The organism is Curtobacterium sp. PhB172, from assembly GCF_003752545.1.
Lineage (GTDB): Bacteria > Actinomycetota > Actinomycetes > Actinomycetales > Microbacteriaceae > Curtobacterium.
Map to the genome: position 1 here is coordinate 125,066 of NZ_RKIF01000006.1, position 17,204 is coordinate 142,269.

Here is a 17,204-nt window from a genome sequence, read left to right on the forward strand (position 1 = left end):
CGTCACACGGCGGGTCGGGTCGGTAGTGTCACGGACATGACCCTCCTCGTCGAGTCGATCACCACCTGGTCCGACACGGACGTCTCTGACGTCGCTGCCCTCGTCCGCCTGCTCGGCCACGAGGTCGACGACGCGGCGATGCGCGCTCGCCTCGAACGGCTCACGCCGGAGGCCGGACACCGCACCTGGGTGGTGCGTGGGGACGACGGACGGCCGGTCGCCGTCGCGGGCGCGCAGGTCACCTGGGCGTACGCGAGCGACGAGCCGACGGCGCAGCTCCTGCTGCTGGTGGTCGATGACACGGCCAGGAGGCTCGGCACCGGTTCCGCGCTCATCGGCACCTTCGAAGCATGGGCCGTCGAGCAGGGCGCTCGTCGCCTGAGCGCCGTCAGCGCGGCTGCCACGGACAGCGCGCACCGGTTCTACCAGAAGCGCGGGTACCACGACGCGGGTGTGCGCTACACGAAGATCGCGTAGCGCACACCCGCGTCGGGGGTCCGGGCCGAGTGCCTAGCCGAGGGCTCTTTCGATGACCTCGGTGGCTTCCTGTGCGGAACGCTTCGACGAACCGGTGGCCGGCGCGGCGCTCGCGGCACGGGCGGCGACCGACAGTGGCCGACCGTCGAGGTGCGGCGACAGGTTCATGCAGACGAACGGCCAGGCGCCCTGGTTCTCCGGCTCCTCCTGCGCCCACACGACGTCGGCGTCCGGGTAGCCTGCGAGCACCTCGAGGATGCGCTCGCGGGGGAGCGGGGCGAGCTGCTCGAGCCGGACGAGGGCGACGTCGGTCACCCCGCGCTTGTCCACCTCGGCGCGCAGGTCGTGGTGCACCTTGCCGGAGTGCAGCACCACGCGACGGACCGCCGCCTTGTCAGCCACGCGTTCGTCGTCGATCACTTCCTCGAACGTGCCGTTCGTGAAGGCCTCGACCGCGCTCGTCGCCTGGCGCAGGCGGAGCATCGCCTTCGGGGAGAACACGATCAACGGCTTCTGCGGACGCTCCCACGCCTGACGACGCAGCAGGTGGAAGTACGACGCCGGGGTCGACGGACGGGCGACGACCATGTTGTCCTCGGCGCACAGCTGCAGGTAGCGCTCGATGCGGGCGGACGAGTGATCGGGTCCCTGGCCCTCGTAGCCGTGCGGCAGCAGCAGGACGAGGCCGGAGCGTTGCCCCCACTTCTGCTCGGCGGACGAGATGAACTCGTCGATGACGGTCTGGGCGCCGTTCGCGAAGTCGCCGAACTGCGCCTCCCACAGCACGAGTGCCTCGGGCCGCTCGACCGAGTAGCCGTACTCGAACGCCATCGCCGCGTACTCGCTGAGCAGCGAGTCGTAGATGGTGAACCGGGCCTGGTCCTCGGTGAGGTTCGACAGCGGCAGCCACTCCTGGCCGTTCGACCGGTCGTGGAACACCGCCTGGCGCTGGACGAAGGTGCCGCGGCGGGCATCCTGGCCGGCGAACCGGACGGGCTTGCCCTCCACCAGCAGCGAACCGATCGCCATGAGCTCGGCCATCGCCCAGTCCACACCGCCGTTGCGCGTCATGTCGGTGCGCTTCGACAGCAACTGCTGCAGCTTCGGGTGGATCGAGAAGCCGGCGGGCGGGTTGCTGTGCGCGTCACCGATGGAGCGGACGAGCTCTTCGGACACTGCGGTCTCGCGGACCTCGACCTCGGAGTCGTCCTGCTGCGCCGCCGGGCGTTCGAGCCCCTGCACGGCGCCGTCGTCGTCGACCTGGATCACCGGGATGGTGCCGGTCTGCGCCTCGTGCGTCTCGGCGAAGGCACGCTCCAGGCGGTCCTGGAAGTCGCGGTGCGCCTCGTCGTACTCTTCCTGCGTGATGTCACCGCGACCGACGAGGGCCTCGGTGTACAGCGTGCGGACGGACCGCTTCGCCTCGATCAGGTTGTACATGAGCGGCTGGGTCATCGAGGGGTCGTCGCCCTCGTTGTGCCCGCGGCGGCGGTAGCAGATGAGGTCGATGACGACGTCACGGTGGAACGCCTCGCGGTACGCGAACGCCAGGTCGGCGACGCGTGCGACGGCCTCGGGGTCGTCGCCGTTCACGTGGAAGATCGGCGCCTGGATCGTCTTCGCGACGTCGGTGGAGTACACCGAGCTGCGCGCCGACTCGGGCGGGGTGGTGAACCCGACCTGGTTGTTGATGACCAGGTGCACGGTGCCGCCCGTGCGGTAGCCACGGAGCTGCGACATCTGCAGCGTCTCGACGACCACGCCCTGGCCGGCCATCGCCGCGTCGCCGTGCACGAGCACCGGCAGGACGTTCGTCGAACCGGGGCCCTGCTTGTCCTGCTTGGCGCGGACGATGCCCTCGAGCACGCCGTCGACGGCCTCGAGGTGGGACGGGTTGGCAGCGATCGTCACGGGGATGCTCGAGCCGTCCGACGTGCGGAACAGCCCCTCGGTGCCGACGTGGTACTTGACGTCGCCGGAGCCCTGACCGGACACCGAGCCCGGCAGGGACGAGCCCTCGAACTCACGGAAGATCTGGCCGTAGGTCTTGCCGGCGATGTTCGTCAGGACGTTCAGACGACCGCGGTGGGCCATGCCGATCGCGACCTCGGCCAGGCCGACACCGGCGGCGTGCTGGATGAGCGTGTCGAGGAAGGCGATGGTGGACTCGCCGCCCTCGAGCGAGAAGCGCTTCTGCCCGACGTACTTGGTCTGCAGGAAGGTCTCGAAGGCCTCGGCCTCGTTGAGCTTGCCGAGGACGCGGAGCTGCTCGTCCTTCGACGGCTTCGAGTACGGGACCTCGATGCGTTCCTGCACCCAGCGGCGCTGCTCCGGGTCCTGGATGTGCATGTACTCGATGCCGACGGTGCGGCAGTAGGCGTCGCGCAGGATCCCGAGGACGTCGCGCAGCGGAGCACTCGTCGTGCCGGCCAGCCCGCCGGTGACGAACTCGCGGTCGAGGTCCCAGAACGTCAGTCCGTGGCTCTCGATCTCGAGGTCGGGGTGCGTGCGCTGGCGGTACTCGAGCGGGTCGATGTCGGCCATCAGGTGCCCGCGGACGCGGTAGCTGTTGATGAGCTCCTGCACGCGAGCCGTCTTGTTGACGCGGTGCGCCAGGTCGACGTTGATGTCGTTCGCCCACTGGATCGGCTTGTACGGGATCCGGAGCGCCGCGAAGATGCCGTCGTAGAAGCCGTGCTCGCCGATGAGGCGTTCGTGCACGTGCTTGAGGTACTCGCCCGAACCGGCGCCCTGGATCACCCGGTGGTCGTAGGTGCTCGTGAGGGTGATGGTCTTGCCGATGCCGAGCTCGACCAGGGTCTTCGACGCCGAGCCCTGGAACTGCGCCGGGTACTCGAGGGCTCCGGCGCCGATGATCGCGCCCTGCCCCTTGGTCAGGCGGGGGACCGAGTGCACGGTGCCGATGCCGCCCGGGTTCGTGAGCGAGATCGTGGTGCCCTGGAAGTCGGCCGGCGTCAGCTTGTTGTCGCGGGCCCGCTTGACCAGGTCTTCGTAGGCCGACAGGAACTGGCCGAAGGTCAGGGTCTCCGCACGCTTGATGCTCGGCACGAGGAGCGACCGGGTGCCGTCCTTCTTCGGGACGTCGATCGCGATGCCGAGGCCCACGTGCGCCGGGGCGACGACGAACGGCTTGCCGTCGCGCTCCTCGTAGAACACGTTCTGGCTCGGGAAGTCCTTGAGCGCCTGCACCATCGCCCACCCGATGAGGTGGGTGAAGGAGATCTTGCCGCCGCGGGCACGGCGCAGGTGGTTGTTGATGACGATCCGGTTGTCGATCATCAGCTTCGCCGGGATCGTCCGGACGCTCGTGGCCGTCGGGACGGTCAGCGAGGCGTCCATGTTCGACGCCAGGGTCTTCGCCATGCCCCGGAGCGGGGTCGCCACGTCCTCGTGGGTCTCCTCGTGGTCGTCGGCGGCGTCGTTGGCCTCGGCCGGGATCGGCGGCGGGGTCGGCTGGCGCGACGTGGTCTTCGCCTGGATCGGACCACCCTGCGCTGCCGCCTGCTGCTGCTGGGCCGGCGCGTCACCGGTCGCGGGCTGCTGCGTGGTCGACTGCGCAGGCGTCGAGGACTGCTGGTCAGCTGCCGGAGCGCCGCCGACCTGCGTGCGGTGGTAGCTCTCGAGGACCGGCCACCAGGACTTGTCGACCGACTCCTTGTCCGCGACGAACTGCTCGTAGAGCTCGTCGACGAGCCACTCGTTCGCCCCGAATTCGCCCGCGGTCTCGTCCGTTCCGGTCAGATGGCTCGACACAGCCGATCGCCCACTCTCCGTCGATAGATGCTCGTGTGTGTCGTGCGGTGCAACCCTGCCCCGCACAGGTGCCAAGCCTAGCCGCTCGCACATGTCCGTTCGGTGTCAGCCGCGGCGCGAGTCGGGGCCCGGTCCGGCCTCCGGGCGGAGCCGTACAGTGGGGCCCATGAGGTTCTACGAGACGCGGCCGACACACGACCTGACCTACTCCGACGTCTTCCTCGTCCCGAGCCGATCCGGCGTGACGAGCCGCTTCGACGTCGACCTCGCGTCGAACGACGGCAGCGGTGCGACGATCCCGATCGTGAGCGCCAACATGAACTCGGTCACGGGTCCGCGCCTCGCCGCGACCCTGGCCCGGCGTGGGGGCCTCGGCGTCCTGCCGCAGGACATGCACCTGCAGGACCTCGACGCCGCGATCCGCTGGGTGAAGGACCAGCCGGTCGACTACGACACCGCTTACGACATGGGCTCGTCCACCACCGTCGCCGAGGCGCTCGAGCAGCTGCTGCCCGTCGCCGGTCGGGGCGTGGTGGTCCGCGACGCCGCCGGGGAGTACCTCGGGTGCGTCCCCGCCAGCCGGCTCGGCGACGCCGGTCCCGACGCGACGCTCGGCGACCTGCTGCACGGCGCCTCGACCGCGATCGACGCCGAGGACGCCGGCACGCCCCGCCACGTCTACGACGTGCTGAGCGGCGCCGAGGTCGACTTCGCGCCCGTCGTGCGGCACGGCAAGGTCGTCGGCACCACGAGCCGGACCAGCGCCATCCGCTCGGACATCTACACGCCGGCCGTCGACGTCTCGGGTCGTCTGCGCGTCGCGGCTGCGATCGGCATCAACGGCGACGTCGCCGCCAAGGCGCAGGCCCTCGCCGCCGCCGGGGTCGACGTCCTCGTGCTCGACACGGCGCACGGCCACCAGGAGAGCATGCTCCGCGCGCTCCGCACCGTCGCGGGGCTCCGGCTCGGCATCCCGCTCGTCGCCGGCAACGTCGTCACCGCCGACGCCGTGGCCCACCTCGTCGACGCGGGCGCGGACATCATCAAGGTCGGTGTCGGACCCGGCGCCATGTGCACCACGCGCATGATGACCGCCGTCGGTCGGCCGCAGTTCTCCGCCGTCCTCGAGACCGCGGCGGCGGCGCGGTCCCTCGGCGCGCACGTCTGGGCCGACGGCGGGGTCCGGTATCCGCGCGATGTCGCCCTCGCCCTGGCGGCCGGTGCCTCGGCCGTGATGATCGGCTCGTGGTTCGCGGGCACCCTCGAAGCGCCGGGCGTGCTCCGTCGCGACGCCGCCGGCAAGGCCTACAAGGAGAGCTGGGGGATGGCGTCCGCCAAGGCCGTCCGCGAGCGCTTCGAGCGGCTCGACCCGTACGAGCGGGCCCGCAAGGAGCTCTTCGCCGAGGGGATCTCGTCGTCGACGATCTACCTCGACCCGGAGCGGCCGAGCGTCGAGGACCTGCTCGACATGATCACGACGGGCGTCCGGAGCTCCGCCACGTACGCTGGCGCGTCGTCGCTCGCCGAGTTCTCGGAGCGCGCGTTGGTCGGCATCCAGTCCGCCGCCGGCTACGAAGAGGGCAAGCCGCTCCCCGTCAGCTGGTAGCGCGCGCAGGCGGGTGCGGCCCTGGTCGCGACCACGAACGGACGGGAGGCCCGTGGCGGCGTTGCCACGGGCCTCCCGTCCGCCATCGCGAAAGCGACAGATCCCTGCGGAACGTTCGCGGGAATCTGTCGCTTTGGCGGAACTGGCGGTGCGGCTACCGGCGTCGGGTCGCGTCCTCGACCTCGCCGACGAGCTCCTCGAGGATGTCCTCGAGGAAGAGCACGCCGAGGGTCCGGCCGTCGGCGTCGAACGCCCGCGCGACGTGGCGGCCCGCGGCGCGCATGGTGGCCAGGGCGTCCTCCAGGTCCATCTCCGTGTAGAGCGAGATGAGCTGGCGGATGCGCTTCGGCGGCACCGGGTCGTCGAACTCGTCCGGCCGCAGGTCGATGACGTCCTTCACGTGCACGTAGCCCGTGGGGGAGCCGTCCTCGCCGACGAGCACGTACCGCGAGAACCCGCGCTGCGCCACCGCACGCTCGACGTCCGCCGGGGTGGCGTCCTCGGGCAGGGTGACGAGCTCGGCCATCGGCACGGCGACGTCGCGGACCTTCTTCTCGGTGAACTCGAACGCCAGGGCGAGCTTGCCGTCGTCGGTCAGGGTGCCCTCGCGGCGGGACTGCTCCACGATGGTCTGCACCTCTTCCACCGTGAAGGCGCTGACGGCTTCGTCCTTGGGCTCGACGCGGAACAGACGCAGCACGGCGTTCGCGACCTCGTTCAGGCCGACGATGACCCAGTGCAGGCCGTGGCCGATGTACCAGAGCGTCGGCACGAGCAGCAGCGCTGCGCGGTCCGGCATCGAGAACGAGATGTTCTTCGGGACCATCTCGCCGAACACCACGTGCAGGAACGAGACGAGCAGCAGCGTGACCACGAACGCCACGGTGCCGATGACCTCGACGCTCCAGCCCGTCAGGTGCAGCGGGACCTCGAGCAGGTGGTGGATCGCCGGCTCGGAGACGTTCAGGATGAGCAGCGAGCAGACCGTGATGCCGAGCTGCGTGGTCGCGAGCATGCGGGTGGCGTGCTCCATGGCCCACAGGGTCATCTGCGCGGCCTTGGAGCCTTCTTCTGCGCGCGGTTCGATCTGGGAGCGGCGGGCGGAGATGACGGCGAACTCGGCGGCGACGAAGTACGCGTTGCCGAGCAGCAGCACGAAGAGCCAGAAGATGCCCCACCAGTCGGAGCTCATCGGGTACTGCCCTTCGTGGCGGTCTTGGTGCCGGTCTTCGTGGCGGGGATGATGATGGCGGTCGCCGCGGTGTCCGTCGGTGGGGGCGTCGGGGTCCAGCGGATGCGGTCGATCCGACGGCCGTCCAGGCGTTCGACCCGGAACACGCCACCGTCGAGCGGGACCTCGTCACCGACCACGGGCAGGCGGCCGAGCGTCGACATGAGGAAGCCGCCGACGGTCTCGTACGGGCCGTCCTCCGGCACCTTCACGCCGGCGCGGTCCTCGAGCTCGTCGGGGCGCAGCAGACCGGGGAAGGTCAGCCAGTCGCGGGAGCGGACCACGTCGATGCGCGCGCGGTCGTGCTCGTCGGAGACCTCGCCGACGATCTCCTCGATGAGGTCCTCGAGCGTGACGACCCCGGCGGTGCCGCCGTACTCGTCGACCACGATGACCATCTGGTAGCCGCGGCCGCGGACCTCGGCGAGCAGAGTGTCGCCCGGCATCGTCTCGGGCACGCGTTCGGCGTCGGTCATGAGTGCCCCGACGGGGACCTCCGGGCGCTTCTCGCGGGGGACGGCGACGGCCTGCTTGACGTGCACGATGCCGACGACGTCGTCCGCGTCCTCCTCGATGACGGGGAAGCGGCTGAAGCCGGTCTTGCGGGCGAGGGCGATGACGTCCTGCGCGGACTCGGACACCCGGATGGTGGAGAGCCGCGGGCGCGGCGTCATCACGTCGCTGGCGCTGAGCTCCGAGAACGAGATCGTCCGCTGGAGGAGCGTCGCGGTGTCCTGCTCGAGCGACCCCTCGGACGCCGAACGGCGGAGCAGCGAGGTGAGCTCCTCGGCGCTGCGAGCACCGGAGAGTTCCTCTTGCGGCTCGATGCCGATCGACCGCAGCACGGCGTTCGCGGTGCCGTTGAGCACCGCGACCGCCGGCTTGAACACGGTCGTGAAGGCGATCTGCAACGGCACGACGAGCTTCGCGGTCTGCAGCGGCAGCGCGAGCGCGAAGTTCTTCGGCACGAGTTCGCCGAGGATCATCGACAGCAGGGTCGCGATGACGAGCGCGATGATCGATCCGACGGTCTCGACGATGCCCTCGGGCAGGTTCATCGCCAGGAACGGCGCCTCGAGCAGCTTCGCGATGGACGGCTCGAGCAGGTAGCCGGTGAGCAGCGTGGTCAGCGTGATGCCGAGCTGCGCACTGGACAGGTGCGTCGAGGTGACCTTCAGCGCCCCGATGACGGGTGCGAGGCCCGGCTCACCGCGGTCGCGACGGGCTTCGACGTCGGCGCGGTCGAGGTTGACCAACGCGAACTCGGACGCGACGAAGACGCCGGTGCCGAGTGTCAGCAGGATGCCGCCGACGAGCATGACGATGTCGATCGGACTCATGATTCACCCCCGTCCGCGCACGGGGATGACGTGCAGCTCACCGAGTGAGCGGCGGATGAGTGAGGCGAAGAACTATTCGGGGGATCGTCCACAGTGCTGCCAATCGTACTGCCTGCCCGAGGGGCCGACCGAGAATCCGTTCAGGAAGGCCGCGCGTCTACGCCGTGACCCGCGCGCGGTGGTACTGCTGCGGCTCGTAGTCGACGGTCACGCCGAGCTCGACGGCCACACGCAGCGGGAAGCCCGGGTCGCGCAGGAACTCGCGGCCCACCATCACCACGTCGGCCTGTCCGGTCGCGACGATCTGCTCGGCCTGGAAGCCCTCGGAGATCATGCCGACCGCGATGGTGCCGATGCCGGCGTCGCGCTTGATCGCCGCGGCGTGCGGCACCTGGTAGCCGGGGCCGACCGGGATCGGCGCGCTCGCGACGTTGCCGCCGGTCGAGACGTCGGCCAGGTCCGCGCCGTGCTCCGCAGCCCACCGGGCGACCTGCGTGGTCTCGTCGAGCGTGAGCCCGCCGTCCACCCAGTCGGTCGCCGAGAACCGCACGACGATCGGGAAGCCCTCGCCGACCTCGGCACGGACGGCGTCGAGGACCTCGAGCAGTGCCCGGGCGCGGTTCTCGAGCGACCCGCCGTACTGGTCGGTGCGGTGGTTGCTCAGCGGCGAGAGGAACTGGTGCAGCAGGTACCCGTGGGCGGCGTGGATCTCGACCAGGTCGAACCCGGCCTCGACGGCGCGGCGAGCGGACTGCGCGAACGCCAGTGCGACGACCCGGATGTCCTCGGTCTCCAGCTCTCGCGGGACGGCGTAGCCGTCGAAGGCCACGGCGGACGGGGCGACGGTGGACCAGCCGCCCTGGTCGGCGGGGACCGAACCGTGCTCGGACTCCCACGGGCGGAACGTCGACGCCTTGCGGCCGGCGTGTGCGAGCTGGACACCGGCGGCAGCACCCTGCGCGTGCAGGAAGTCGACGATCGGCTTGAAGGCGTCGCGCTGCTGGTCGTTCCAGAGCCCGAGGTCCTGCGGGCTGATCCGGCCCTCCGGCACCACGCCGGTGGCCTCGACGACCACCGCACCGGCGCCGCCCTTGGCGAAGCCGCCCAGGTGGACGAGGTGCCACGGGGTCGGCACGCCGTCCTGCTCCTCGGCCGAGTACTGGCACATCGGGGAGACCCAGATGCGGTTGCGGACCGTCAGGTCGCGGATGGTGATCGGCTCGAACAGGGCGTGCGTCACGCGGGACTCCTCAGGGGACGGGCGCCGGCTCGGCCGCGAGTTCCGTCAGGAACGACCGCAGTGACGCCGACGACGTGTAGTGGTGGCCGACCGCCCCGATCGCTTTCGCGCCGGTGGCGTTCTCGGCCCTGTTGTCCACGAACACCATCTGCTGCGGCTCGATTCCCAGACGCGCGCACGTGTCGCGGTAGATGGATGCGTCGGGCTTCAGGACGTGCTCCTCGGCGCTCACCACCACCGTCTGGAACAGCGAGCCCATCGGGGAGCGTCGGTACGGGTCACCGAAGTCGAATCCGGCATTGGACAGCAGCGCCACCCGGGTCCCCGCGTCGTGCAGCTCCTCGACGATCGCCAGGGTCTCCGGCTCGACCTCGAACCACCCGGTGAAGTCGACGGCCCAGAACCGGTGGATGTCCGTGATGCTCCAGGTCCGCCCGACGCGCTCGCCGATCGCCCGCCAGTACGCCACGACGGACAGGTCGCCGCGGTCGAGGTCGTGGCGGAGCTCCTGGTAGACGGGGAACAGCTCGTCGGCCGGCACCCCGGTCAGCTCGACGAGGGCATCGCGTGATGCGTGCGGCGTCCGGCTGATCACCTCGCCGTAGTCGAAGACCACCACGCGACCAGGCAGGAACAGGCTCATGCGCTCCACCGTAACGTGGGGCCGGTGAACGACTTCGTGCCCGTCCGACCGTCCGATGCCGCCGCGTGGGTCACCGCGCCGACGGGGGAGTCCACCAAGTACCGCCGTGGGGTGCTCGGCATCGCGACCGGCTCGGACCAGTACCCGGGTGCCGCGGTGCTCGGGGTCGACGCCGCGGTGCACACCGGTGTCGGCATGGTCCGGTACGTCGGGCCGTCGCGGGCGTCGGACCACGTCCTGGCGCGTCGCCCCGAGTCCGTCGCCGGCGTCGGTCGGGTCCAGGCCTGGCTCGTCGGCTCGGGCATCTCGGCGTCGTCGCTCGGTGATCTGGACGCCACGACCGCCTCGGCCTTCACGCACGCTTCGGACGACGGCGTCCCGGTCGTGGTCGACGCGGGCGCGATCCCGCTCGTCGACCTCGGCCCGCTCGCCGTCCTGACCCCGCACGCGGGCGAGCTCGCGTCGTTGCTCGGCGTCTCCCGCGAGTCGATCGAGCAGGATCCCGCCGCCGCGGCGCTCCGTGCGGCCGAGCAGACCGGCAGCGTCGTGCTGCTCAAGGGCGAGCGCACGCACGTGGTCACGCCCGACGGGTCGGTCCGGTTGGTGGCGTCGTCGGCGACGCCGTGGCTCGCCGCCGCCGGTGCCGGGGACGTGGTCGGCGGGGTGCTCGGCGCGCTCGTGGCGTCGCGGCAGGGCTCCGTCGAGGCGGCTGGTTCGTCGCTGACGCCGTCGGACCTCGCGCACCTGGCCGCGTCGGCCGCGGTGGTGCACGGGCTCGCGGCGCGGCGGGCGTCCGGCGGCGGGCCGTTCCCGATGACCGGGCTCATCGGCGAGCTGCCCGGGGTCGTGCGGGACCTGGTCGTGGACGGCGACGCGCGCGGGTAGCGGTCGGTGCGCGGCGACGCAGCACGACAGCGTCGACGTCGTACGACATCAGTGATGTCGCCTGTTGCGGACGCCGCGTGACGACTTCCTCGTTGTCGTGCGACGACGAGGAAGTCGTTTTTTGCGTGCGCCGGTGGTTGCACACGCGCGGTGACGACAGCATCGACGTCGTACGACATCGAGTTCGTCCTTCCTTGCGTGCGCCGGTGGTTGCGGGCGCGGGGTGACGACAGCATCGACGTCGTACGACATCGAGTTCGTCGTTCCTTGCCCACGCGCATGGTTGCGGGCGCGGGCTGACGACATGGTCGACGTCGTACGACATCGATCGTGTCGCCTGTTGCAGACGCGAGCGGGGACGGACGGGAGGCCCGGTGCCAGCTGGCACCGGGCCTCCCGTCCGCTCGTGCGCACGTCACGGGCGTGACGCGCGTCGCGGACGTCAGCTCGCGGGGGTCGCGTGCACCAGGAACTCGACCGTGCCGGAGTCGTCGACCTTCACGAAGCCGAGGCTCGGCGCCTGCACGCCGTAGTCCGAGAACGTGACCGGGATCGAGCCGGAGATGTCGACGCCGTCGCCGTTCAGGCCGACCTGCAGGTCGGCGGTGACGTCCTTCGTGACGCCGTGCAGCGTGAGCTTGCCGGCAGCGGTGACCTTCGTCGTGTCCGAGCCGCTCGGGACCGCGTCGGCGATCGGCTCGGAGAGTTCGAACGTGGCCTCGGGGAAGGCGGCGGTGTCCATCGCGGAGTCGCGGAAGTAGGAGTCGCGCTGGTCGGAGTCGGTGGCGATGTCGGCGACCTGCACCGTGATCGTCGCCTTCGTGATGCTCGTGCCGTCGACGGTGGCGGTGCCGGAGACGCTGTCGGTGCGGCCGGTGACGGTGACGTCGGAGCCGTTGAGGACCTCGTGCAGGCGGTAGCCGGCCTCGGAGTCGCCGCCGACCGTCCAGTCGCCGGACAGGTCGGAGTCGTCGAGGGTGGAGGCCTCGCGGCTGGCGGCCACGGACGGTGCCGCCGAGGCCTTCGCGCTCTCGTTGCTCGTGTAGACGTTCGTCGCGACGATCGCCCCGATGACGCCGAGCACGACGACTGCGGCGATGACGGAGATCCAGATGACGGCCTTGCGGCGCTTGCGCGGGGTTTCGGTGGTCACGAGCAAGACGGTGACACGTCATGGTTGGGGGAGCCTGGGACTCTCTGCCGGTTCGGGTCCGCTCGCCGCCGGTTCGGGAGCGCTCGCTGCCGGTTCGGGTGCACTGCTGCCGGTACGCTCGTCCGGTGCGCAGGACCGGGAACCCGTGGATCGAACGCGTCGGGTTCGTCCTGGCGTTCGCCGCCGTGCACGCGGCGCTGTGGTGGCTGACCGCGATCTCGGCGAACCTGCCCCTCGGCGACGTCACCATCACCTACAGCCGGTGGATCGAGACCGGGCGGAGCGCGGACTTCTGGGTCGGGATCGACGGCGAGTGGGTCTACCCGATCCTGGCGATCGTGCCGATGGCCGCCGCAGCACTCGGTGGGATCGCGTCGATCGGCTCCGGGTGGCTGCTGCTGATGGTGCTGCTCGACGCCGTCGCGTGTGCCTTCCTGTGGCGGTTCCGGGCGCGTGGCGCGTTCGGCTCGCGTGCGGACGGCTCGTCGGCGCGCGGCGTGCGCGTCGTGTGGTGGTGGCTCGCCTTCCTGCTCGCACTCGGGCCGATCGCGCTCGGTCGCATCGACACGGTGGCGACGGTGTTCGCGTTGGTCGGGGTGGCCTTCGTCGCCTCGCGGCCGGCGGTCGCCTCGGCGCTGTTCACCGCCGGTGCGTGGACGAAGGTCTGGCCGGCCGCCCTCGTCGCCGTGCTGCTGCTCCTGCGCAAGGGGCACCGCCGCGGTGTGCTGGCCGGTGCCCTCGTGCTCAGCGCGCTCATCGTGCTCGTCGACGTGCTCTGGGGCGGAGCGCCGTACCTGCTGTCGTTCATCGGCGAGCAGACCGGCCGAGCGCTGCAGATCGAGTCGCCGCTCGCGACGCCGTTCATGTGGGCGGCGGCGTTCGGGGCTCCTGGTGCGGCCGTCTTCTACAACCAGCAGATCCTGACGTTCGAGGTCTCCGGTGCCGGCACGCACGCCGCTGCCGCGGTCTCGACGCCGCTGATGGCCATCGTGGTCGTCGCCGGTGTCGTCCTCGCGCTGTGGGCCGCACGCCGTGGCGCCCGTCGGGCCGAGCTCGCTCCCGTGCTCGCGCTGCTGTTCGTCGCCACGCTCATCGCCACCAACAAGGTCGGGTCGCCGCAGTACATCGGGTGGCTCGCCGTGCCGATCCTGTGGGGACTGGCCGCCGGGACGCCGAGTGTGCGCCGGTTCGCGCCGATCGCGATCGCCGCGCTCCCCACCGCCGTGTTGACGCAGCTGATCTACCCGGCCTACTACGACCAGGTGCTCACGCTGCAGCCGTGGATGCTCGTGGTGCTGACGCTGCGGAACGTGCTCGAGGTGGCGATCCTGGCGTGGACCGTGGTCGAGCTGGTGCGGATGGGCCGGGGCGCGGGCAGGATGGACGCATGATCGTCGCCTTCTCCGTTGCTCCGTCCGGTGGTCCCTCCGAACAGGCGGACGGCTCCGTACACGACGCCGTCGCCGCAGCCGTGCGGGTGGTCCGCGAGAGCGGCCTGCCGAACCGCACGTCGTCGATGTTCACCGAGCTCGAGGGGGAGTGGGACGAGGTCATGGACGTCGTCAAGCGCGCCACCGAGGCCGTCGGCGCCTACGGCACGCGGGTGTCGCTCGTGCTCAAGGCCGACATCCGACCTGGCCACACCGGCGAGATCGACGGCAAGCTCGAGCGGCTCGAGGCTGCGCTCGGCGAGTAGCGCTCAGCGGCCGGCGCTGTCGCTCGGCGCTGTCGCTCGGCGCTCGCGTTCGGCGCTGTCGCTCGGCGCTCGCGCTCAGCGCTTGTCGCGCCGCCGTGCCCGGGTGCGCCGGCGGGGGTCCGGCCCGAGCACCACGAACACCGTCAGCAGCGCGATGCCGGCGAGCGCCGCGATGAGCACGACGACCATGCCCATCGGGTCGGTGGCGTCCTCGCAGTTCGCGGGCGCACCGGCGACGCAGGAGGCGATCACGGTGGCAGCGAGGGTCACGTGCTCATTGAACAACGAGGGCCCGCACGACACGCCGATACCCTCCCGCGGATGTCGGTGGTCGGGTGTCTCATGGCCCCTGTCGAGCCACATCCGGTGGCCCCGAGACGACGAGGAGCGCGTGATGACCCACGACGGCTGGTGCCCCGACTGCGACCTGCGAACGGTCGTCATCGACACGGACGAACAGGGCGAGAACGCCTGGGCCACGTGCGCCGAGTGCGGCGCCGGCTGGACGCACCGCGACGAGCTGCCCGAACTCGCCCCTGCGTCGACGCGTCCCGCCCACACGGAGCGTCAGGCGGCCTGACCCGATCCTCCTCGGGTACGGCCGGGCCAGCTCGGTGCGACCCGTGCCGGCCGCTCACGGCGACTTCCGTTCGGCCTTTGGAGCGGTCTACACTGCTGGGACCGGATGGTCGTCGCCACCCGGACCGTCCCGTTCGCTGCTGAACCCGGACCGGCACCCCGTTCGGGCGTGGCCGCGCTGCCGATCGGCACGTGCGCCGCGACGACCACGGGACGCCTCCGTCACCACCGTCGCCCAGGCGACACCGTCCAGCCGACACCCCGATCCGACGCCGCCCGTGCAGGACGTCGTCCGAGAACAGGCCCCATGTCACAGCTCACGCCTGCGCGTCGCACCGCCGCGCTCATCTCGCTCGCCCTCGGCGGCTTCGCCATCGGGTCGACCGAGTTCGTCGCGATGGGCCTGCTGCCGAACATCGCGCAGGCACTGCTGCCGCAGCAGTACGGCCTCGACCCGGATGCCGGCATCGCGCACGCGGGCTGGCTCGTCAGTGCCTACGCCCTCGGTGTCGTCGTCGGTGCTCCCACCATCGCGGCGATGTCGGCGAAGTTCCCGCGCAAGGGCCTGATCCTCGTGCTGCTCGTCGGGTTCGTCCTCGCGACGATCGCGAGCGCGCTGCTGCCGTCGTTCGGCCTGGTGCTCGTCGCCCGGTTCGTGGCGGGTCTGCCGCACGGCGCCTACTTCGGCATCGCCTCGATCGTCGCGGGCGACATGATGGGCCCGGGCAAGCGCGGCAAGGGCATCGCGATGGTGCTGCTCGGCCTGTCGGTCGCGAACGTCGTCGGTGTCCCGGCGATCACCTGGGTCGGCCAGCTCGCCGGCTGGCGGATCGCCTACGGCGTCGTCGCAGCACTGTTCGCGCTCACGTTCCTCGCCGTCGCGGCCTTCGTGCCGAAGAGCGCCCGAGACGAGCACGCAACGATCGGCCGGGAGCTCCGCGCCTTCCGCGTGCCGCAGGTCTGGATCGTGATGGGCCTCGGCGCCGTCGGGTTCGGTGGGTTCTTCGCCGTCTACTCGTACATCTCGCCGCTCGTGCAGCACGTCACCGGCATGCCGGAGTCGTTCGTGCCGATCGTCCTGGTGGTCGTGGGCATCGGCATGGTCGTCGGCGGTGTGCTCGGCGGTCACCTCGCTGACCACAGCGTGAAGCGCACGATCTACTTCGGCATGTTCTCGCTCATCGGAGCGCTGCTGCTCACGGTGCTGACCGCGCAGTGGCTCTGGGGCATGCTGCTCGGCGCCTTCCTGCTCGGTGCGACCTCGTCGGCGATCCCGCCGGCGGTGCAGTCCCGCCTGATGGACGTCGCCGGCGACGCCCGGACGATCGCCGCGGCGCTCAACCACTCGGCGTTCAACATCGGCAACTCGCTCGGCGCGGCACTCGGCGGTGCGGTCATCGCTGCCGGCTTCGGGTTCGTCGCACCGGGTTGGCTCGGCATCGTCCTCGCGCTGCTCGGCGTCCTCGTCACGATGTTCAGCTACTCGGTCGAGCGTCGCACCACGCGCCGTGCCGCGCTTCGCTCGCCGTCGCCGAGCACCGGCCCGATCACCGCGCCGGTCCCCATCCACTGACCGCGCGCGGGCGCCGCCAGCGCAGTTCGCGAAAGCGACAGTCTGCCGCGAACTGTTCGCGGCAGACTGTCGCCTTCGTGGAACGGACCGCCGGCATCCGCGCCACAGTGTCGCTGTGGCGGGACAGACCGCAGGCCGGTCCCGATCCACTGACCGCGCGCAGTGGGCGCGCCCACGCATCGGACGGGAGGCCCGTGGCGACGCCGCCACGGGCCTCCCGTCCGACGTGGTGTTGCGGCAGACCGCCCATGGTGAGCAGAAATGGTCGGTTCCCGTGATGGGACCCGACCATTTCTGCTCACGAAACGGGCAAGCGCCCACGTGCGCCGCGCGCTACAGGCCCAGCGGGCCGCCGTCCTGCACGATGATGCCGTCGGTGATCGCCCGCTTCCGGAGCGCGACCTTCGTGCCCACGTCGAAGCCTGCCACGCGGTACTTCTCGCGGATGCGCTTGAGGTAGCTCTTCGCGGTCTCCTCGGAGATGCCGAGCTGGTACGCGACGCTCTTCACGGGCTCGCCGCCGCCGTACAGGGCCATGACGCGACGCTCCTGGGCGCTGAGCTTCGGGACGCCACCGACGTCGCCGCTGTTGATGGCCAGGTCGAGCTCGGCGGAGACGTACTGCTCGCCGCGCTGGGCGGAGCGGATCGCCTCGACGATCATGTCGGCGTCCTCGCTCTTCACCAGGTAGCCGAGGGCACCGGCCGCCAGGGCCTCGCGCACGACGTTCGGCTCCGAGTAGGTGCTCATCACGACGGTCTTCACACCGGCGGTCTTGAGCGTCGAGATCTTCAGCGACACCGGGATGGAGTCCTTGAGGTCCAGGTCGAGCAGCACCACGTCCACCGGGAACGCCGGGCTCGTCAGGAGCTCGGGCCAGGTCGTGACCGCGGCCACCAGCGTGATGTCGTCGGCGGCGCTCCGGATCCACTCCGTGAGCGCGCCGAGGAGCATCCTGTGGTCGTCGACCAGTGCGAGTCGGATGGGTTCCTCTGGAGTCGCCATGC

The 17,204-nt window shown here is 70.9% G+C and carries 15 protein-coding genes; 7 read left to right on the forward strand and 8 right to left on the reverse strand.

Features of this window, described 5'->3' with window-relative positions; genetic code table 11:
* Positions 1-36: 36 nt before the first annotated feature.
* Positions 37-477, forward strand: a complete 441-nt coding sequence (locus EDF42_RS04975; protein WP_111086422.1) for a GNAT family N-acetyltransferase — start codon at positions 37-39, stop codon at positions 475-477.
* Positions 478-510: 33 nt separating this feature from the next.
* Here EDF42_RS04975 and EDF42_RS04980 read toward each other — a convergent pair whose 3' ends face one another.
* A complete protein-coding gene (locus tag EDF42_RS04980) occupies positions 511-4,251 on the reverse strand; it encodes a multifunctional oxoglutarate decarboxylase/oxoglutarate dehydrogenase thiamine pyrophosphate-binding subunit/dihydrolipoyllysine-residue succinyltransferase subunit (protein WP_185040782.1) in 3,741 nt (1,246 codons plus the stop codon).
* Between the two features lie 166 nt (positions 4,252-4,417).
* Here EDF42_RS04980 and EDF42_RS04985 point away from each other — a divergent pair, with 166 nt between their 5' ends.
* The gene (locus EDF42_RS04985) at positions 4,418-5,857 is read left to right on the forward strand and encodes a GuaB1 family IMP dehydrogenase-related protein (RefSeq protein ID WP_123671644.1); all 1,440 of its coding nucleotides are present in this window, start codon (positions 4,418-4,420) and stop codon (positions 5,855-5,857) included.
* Between the two features lie 154 nt (positions 5,858-6,011).
* Here the strand turns inward: EDF42_RS04985 and EDF42_RS04990 are convergent, their stop codons facing one another.
* From EDF42_RS04990 to EDF42_RS05005, 4 genes are all read right to left on the reverse strand, one after another.
* The gene (locus EDF42_RS04990) at positions 6,012-7,049 is read right to left on the reverse strand and encodes a hemolysin family protein (RefSeq protein ID WP_123294216.1); all 1,038 of its coding nucleotides are present in this window, start codon (positions 7,047-7,049) and stop codon (positions 6,012-6,014) included.
* Entirely contained in the window at positions 7,046-8,428 is a 1,383-nt protein-coding gene (locus tag EDF42_RS04995; protein ID WP_123671645.1) for a hemolysin family protein, read from the reverse strand. Before EDF42_RS04995 ends, EDF42_RS04990 begins: the two co-directional genes overlap by 4 nt.
* Before the next feature lie 157 nt (positions 8,429-8,585).
* Positions 8,586-9,668 (reverse strand): NADH:flavin oxidoreductase/NADH oxidase, encoded by a 1,083-nt coding sequence (locus tag EDF42_RS05000; RefSeq protein ID WP_123671646.1) that lies wholly within the window; start codon positions 9,666-9,668, stop codon positions 8,586-8,588.
* A 10-nt stretch (positions 9,669-9,678) separates the two neighbouring features.
* Positions 9,679-10,311: an HAD family phosphatase gene (locus tag EDF42_RS05005; protein WP_123671647.1), complete on the reverse strand. Its 633-nt coding sequence runs from the start codon at positions 10,309-10,311 to the stop codon at positions 9,679-9,681.
* Positions 10,312-10,335: 24 nt separating this feature from the next.
* Between EDF42_RS05005 and EDF42_RS05010 the strand changes: the two genes are divergently transcribed.
* Positions 10,336-11,196 carry an ADP/ATP-dependent (S)-NAD(P)H-hydrate dehydratase gene (locus EDF42_RS05010; protein ID WP_123671648.1) on the forward strand — a complete coding sequence of 287 codons (861 nt, stop codon included), beginning with the start codon at positions 10,336-10,338 and terminating at the stop codon, positions 11,194-11,196.
* A 442-nt stretch (positions 11,197-11,638) separates the two neighbouring features.
* On the opposite strand, the gene EDF42_RS05015 is transcribed toward EDF42_RS05010, so the two are convergent.
* Positions 11,639-12,349 carry a YceI family protein gene (locus EDF42_RS05015; protein ID WP_260235108.1) on the reverse strand — a complete coding sequence of 237 codons (711 nt, stop codon included), beginning with the start codon at positions 12,347-12,349 and terminating at the stop codon, positions 11,639-11,641.
* Positions 12,350-12,474: 125 nt separating this feature from the next.
* Between EDF42_RS05015 and EDF42_RS05020 the strand changes: the two genes are divergently transcribed.
* Both EDF42_RS05020 and EDF42_RS05025 read left to right on the forward strand, forming a co-directional pair.
* Positions 12,475-13,740: a glycosyltransferase 87 family protein gene (locus EDF42_RS05020; RefSeq protein WP_185040783.1), complete on the forward strand. Its 1,266-nt coding sequence runs from the start codon at positions 12,475-12,477 to the stop codon at positions 13,738-13,740.
* On the forward strand, positions 13,737-14,045 hold the full coding sequence (locus tag EDF42_RS05025; RefSeq protein ID WP_123312342.1) for a thiamine-binding protein: 309 nt from the start codon (positions 13,737-13,739) through the stop codon (positions 14,043-14,045). Before EDF42_RS05020 ends, EDF42_RS05025 begins: the two co-directional genes overlap by 4 nt.
* 75 nt (positions 14,046-14,120) lie before the next feature.
* On the opposite strand, the gene EDF42_RS05030 is transcribed toward EDF42_RS05025, so the two are convergent.
* Complete coding sequence (locus EDF42_RS05030; RefSeq protein ID WP_123339802.1) at positions 14,121-14,315, reverse strand: hypothetical protein; 195 nt, start codon at positions 14,313-14,315, stop codon at positions 14,121-14,123.
* A 124-nt stretch (positions 14,316-14,439) separates the two neighbouring features.
* Between EDF42_RS05030 and EDF42_RS05035 the strand changes: the two genes are divergently transcribed.
* Together EDF42_RS05035 and EDF42_RS05040 are read left to right on the forward strand one after the other, a co-directional pair.
* Positions 14,440-14,625, forward strand: coding sequence for a hypothetical protein (locus EDF42_RS05035; RefSeq protein ID WP_123671650.1), 186 nt, complete (start codon positions 14,440-14,442; stop codon positions 14,623-14,625).
* A 306-nt stretch (positions 14,626-14,931) separates the two neighbouring features.
* Complete coding sequence (locus EDF42_RS05040; RefSeq protein WP_123312344.1) at positions 14,932-16,197, forward strand: MFS transporter; 1,266 nt, start codon at positions 14,932-14,934, stop codon at positions 16,195-16,197.
* Positions 16,198-16,530: 333 nt separating this feature from the next.
* Here the strand turns inward: EDF42_RS05040 and EDF42_RS05045 are convergent, their stop codons facing one another.
* Positions 16,531-17,202: a response regulator transcription factor gene (locus EDF42_RS05045; RefSeq protein ID WP_111086410.1), complete on the reverse strand. Its 672-nt coding sequence runs from the start codon at positions 17,200-17,202 to the stop codon at positions 16,531-16,533.
* Positions 17,203-17,204 lie beyond the last annotated feature (2 nt).